We start from the raw sequence: 542 nt of genomic DNA, 5'->3' as shown, positions 1-542 counted from the left end.
GAGCAGGCCCGTGCCGCCGAGGAGAGCCACGCCGAGGGCGGTTCGGCACTGCGGGAGCGTCTGGCGGGGCTGACCGAGGCCGAGATCGATCGGGCTCTGCTCGATCTCGTGCGTGGTCAGGCGGCGGCGGTGCTCGGTTTCGCGGGTGCGGAGGTGGTGGAGCCGGGGCGGGCGTTCAAGGAGCTTGGTTTCGACTCGCTTACCGCGGTGGAGTTCCGTAATCGGTTGAACGCGGAGACGGGGTTGGTGTTGCCGGCCACGTTGGTCTTCGACTTCCCGAGTTCTGCGGTGCTGGCTGGTCATCTGCGTGCCGAGGTCTTGGGTACGCGGGAGGCGATGGCGGTGCCTTCAGCGGTGGTGGCCTCGGTCGATGACGACCCGATCGCGATCGTCGGGATGAGCTGCCGTTTCCCGGGCGGCGTCGGAAGCCCCGAGGACCTGTGGAACCTCGTCGCGGCCGGCACGGACGCCATCACGGACTTCCCCTCCGACCGGGGCTGGGACGTCGACGGGATGTACGACCCCGACCCGGAGCGCCTGGG

1 protein-coding gene is annotated in these 542 nt (G+C 69.7%); it reads left to right on the top strand.

The window, feature by feature from the left end; genetic code table 11:
* Nucleotides 1–542: acyl carrier protein (locus KUM32_RS38960; RefSeq protein ID WP_217146507.1), on the top strand; the 542-nt coding region annotated here is incomplete at both ends.

This window comes from Streptomyces sp. AC627_RSS907 (genome assembly GCF_019049165.1).
This window is presented reverse-complemented; position numbering and strand designations above follow the sequence as displayed.